At 65.5% G+C, this 3,392-nt stretch carries 3 protein-coding genes; 1 reads left to right on the plus strand and 2 read right to left on the minus strand.

From position 1 onward, the window contains the following. Positions 1 to 100: 100 nt before the first annotated feature. Both AC2VOP_RS12445 and pdxH read right to left on the minus strand, forming a co-directional pair. Positions 101 to 1,408 carry a citrate synthase gene (locus AC2VOP_RS12445; protein ID WP_486961255.1) on the minus strand — a complete coding sequence of 436 codons (1,308 nt, stop codon included), beginning with the start codon at positions 1,406 to 1,408 and terminating at the stop codon, positions 101 to 103. A gap of 183 nt (positions 1,409 to 1,591) precedes the next feature. Continuing rightward, on the minus strand, positions 1,592 to 2,266 hold the full coding sequence (pdxH, locus tag AC2VOP_RS12450; protein ID WP_486961257.1) for a pyridoxamine 5'-phosphate oxidase: 675 nt from the start codon (positions 2,264 to 2,266) through the stop codon (positions 1,592 to 1,594). Between the two features lie 129 nt (positions 2,267 to 2,395). Between pdxH and AC2VOP_RS12455 the strand changes: the two genes are divergently transcribed. Then, positions 2,396 to 3,392, plus strand: a 997-nt coding sequence (locus tag AC2VOP_RS12455; RefSeq protein WP_486961256.1) for a citrate synthase 2, incomplete at its 3' end; no start/stop codon positions are given.

The following is a 3,392-nucleotide window of genomic DNA, read 5'->3' on the forward strand; positions in this document are numbered from 1 at the left end:
CCTGCTCGAACGCGCCGGCCTAGCGCCTCGGCGTGCTGGCTCCCGTTTCCGAAACACAGATGTCTGAGAGCCGGGGACTCCGGGCCATTAGTTCCCATTGTCAGCCGCGGTTGTCGATGCCCCTGTGGTCGCGTTCGGTGTAGCCGGTGTAGACCTGACGGGGCCGACCGATCTTGGAATCGCCCTCGTCATGCATCTCGCGCCAGTGCGCGATCCAGCCCGGCAGCCGGCCCAGCGCGAACAACACCGTGAACATCTGGGCCGGGAAGCCGATCGCCCGGTAGATCAGGCCGGTGTAGAAGTCGACGTTCGGGTAGAGCTTGCGCTCGATGAAGTAGTCGTCGGTCAGTGCCGCCTCTTCCAGCTCCACGGCGATGCCGAGCAACTCGTCGTCCCCGCCGAGCTTGCCGAGAATCTTATCGGCCTGCTCTTTGACGATGCGGGCACGCGGATCGTAGTTCCGGTAGACCCGGTGGCCGAAACCCATGAGCTTGATGCCGTCTTCACGGTTTTTGACCTTGCGGACGAAATCGGTGACGTTGCCGTGTTGGTCACGGATCTTTTCCAGCATCTCCAGCACCGCCTGGTTGGCGCCGCCGTGCAGCGGGCCCCACAGCGCGTTGATGCCGCCGGAGATCGAGGTGAACAGGTTCGCCAGCGACGAGCCCACCAATCGCACCGTCGACGTCGAACAGTTCTGTTCGTGGTCAGCATGCAGAACGAACAGCATGTCCAGCGCACGAACCACCTCGGGGTCGACCTGGTAGGGCTCAGCCGGCAAGCCGAACGTCATCCGCAGAAAGTTCTCCACCAGGGTCAGCGAGTTGTCGGGGTACAGGAACGGCTGACCCGTCGACTTCTTGTAGGCGTAGGCGGCGATGGTGGGCAGTTTGGCCAGCAACCGGATCGTCGACAACTCGACCTGCTCGCTGTCCATCGGGTCCAGTGCGTCCTGGTAGTACGCGGAGAGCGCGTTGACCACGCTGGACAGCACCGGCATCGGGTGAGCGTTGCGCGGGAACCCATCGAAGAACCGCTTCAAGTCTTCGTGCAGCATGGTGTGCCGCTGGATCTGCCGGGTGAACGTCGCCAGTTGGTCGCTGCTCGGCAGCTCACCGTAAATCAATAGGTAGCTGACCTCGATGAACGTCGACTTCTCGGCGAGCTGCTCGATGGGATAGCCGCGGTAGCGCAAGATGCCGTTGTCGCCGTCGATGTAGGTGATGGCGCTCTTGGTGGAAGCGGTATTGGCGAAGCCGACGTCGAACGTGGTGTACCCGGTCTTGGCCAGCAGCGGGTTGAGCGCGATGCCGTCTGCTCCCTCGGTGGCATAGGCGATCTGCAGGTCTATCTCGCCCCCCGGGTACCGGAGAGTGGCGGTGTCGTCGGTTGCGGAGTTGTCAGCCACGTTTTCAGCCACGTTTTCAGCCACAAGTGCCCCTTTGCGCCTTCTGCTCGTCGGTATGGATGCGTGCATCCGAAGGTAGTCGGTACCAGCGCCGCGCGCCTGAGGGGGCGGGGAACTGCCGCCGTTTCAGTGCCGACCTGCGGTATCGGGTAAACCCCGGCACCGCAGCCCGCATCGACCGACTTAAGGCTGCAGTCGCTCGATGCGGCCGCCGGTAACGCGAATTCGGTTGTGCAACCGGTTTTCTCGGCCCTGCCAGAATTCGACCACCTCGGGTGCGATGACGTATCCGCCCCAGTTCGGTGGCACTGGTACCGCTTCGGAACCGGCGAAGCGAGCGGTCACCTCAGCCAGCTGATCGAGCAACTCCGAGCGCGAAGCGATCGGCTGTGACTGATGTGACGCCCAGGCGCCCAGCTGCGAGCCACGCGGTCGCTTGGACCAATAGTCCTGCGTGACCTGCGGGTCGACCTTGGTTACCGAACCGCGAATGTGAAACTGTCGGCCCAGCTGGTACCAGGGAAACGTCGCCGATGCGTACGGGGTTGTCGACAACTCGGCGCCCTTGGCCGAGTCGTAGTTGGTGAAAAACGTGATGCCGGCTTCGTCGAGACTTTTGCACAGCACCGACCGGCTGACCGGTCTTCCCGACTCAACGGTGGCCAGCACCATGGCGTTGGGTTCGGCGATCCCCGCGCTTTCGGCGTCGCCGATCCACTTGCGCAGCAAAACCTGCCAACCCTCGTCGAGCCAGCTTTCGTCGAGGTTGTCGCTGTTGTCTTTCTCCGACCGATACTCCACCCGCATCGCCGCCAGCTGCTCGTTGTCTGGACCGTTAACGTCGCCACTCCTCAGCATCGCTTTGCTCTGCATCGTCGTCGGCGGTCACCTCGCACCACTTGCCAGCTGCCAACGCTACCGCCCCGATCCCGGCCGGTTTTACCCACCGGTAACCAGGCGCCGACGGCGGAGTGCAAGAATCGCCCTATGACTGTGGTCCCGGAGAACTTCGTCGCCGGTCTGGACGGGGTGGTGGCATTCACCACCGAGATCGCCGAACCTGACAAAGACGGCGGTGCGCTGCGCTACCGCGGCGTCGACATCAAAGACCTGGTGGGCCGGATCACTTTCGGCGACGCCTGGGCGTTGTTGGTCGACGGCACGTTCGGCCACGGATTGCCGCCCGCCGAGCCGTTCCCGCTGCCGATTCACTCCGGCGATGTCCGCGTCGACGTGCAGGCCGGACTGGCGATGCTGGCGCCGATCTGGGGCTACGCGCCGCTGCTCGACATCGATGACGCTACCGCCCGCAACCAGCTGGCGCGCGCGTCGGTGATGGCGCTGTCCTACGTCGCCCAGTCCGCCCGTGGCATCTACCAGCCCGCCGTACCACAGCGGGTGATCGACGAGTGCGCCACGATCACCGAACGTTTCATGACCCGGTGGCAGGGCGAACCGGACCCCCGCCATGTCGAAGCCGTCGACGCCTACTGGGTGTCGGCCGCCGAGCACGGCATGAACGCCTCCACGTTCACCGCCCGGGTGATCGCATCCACCGGCGCCGACGTCGCCGCGGCGCTGTCCGGCGCGATCGGCGCATTGAGCGGCCCGCTGCACGGCGGGGCACCCGCCCGGGTGCTCCCGATGATCGAGGACGTCGAACGCTCCGGCGACGCCCGCGCGGTGGTGCGGGGCGTCCTCGACCGCGGTGAAAAGCTGATGGGCTTCGGGCATCGGGTGTACCGAGCCGAGGACCCCCGCGCCCGGGTGCTGCGGGCCACCGCCGAACGGCTGAAAGCACCCCGCCACGAGGTGGCCGCCGCGCTGGAGCAGGCGGCGCTGGCCGAACTGCGCGAGCGGCGGCCCGACCGCGCCATCGAGACCAACGTCGAGTTCTGGGCGGCGGTGATTCTGGACTTCGCCGGAGTGCCGCCCAAGATGATGCCGGCGATGTTCACCTGCGGACGTACGGCGGGCTGGTGCG

The organism is Mycobacterium sp. TH-M106 (assembly GCF_057473765.1).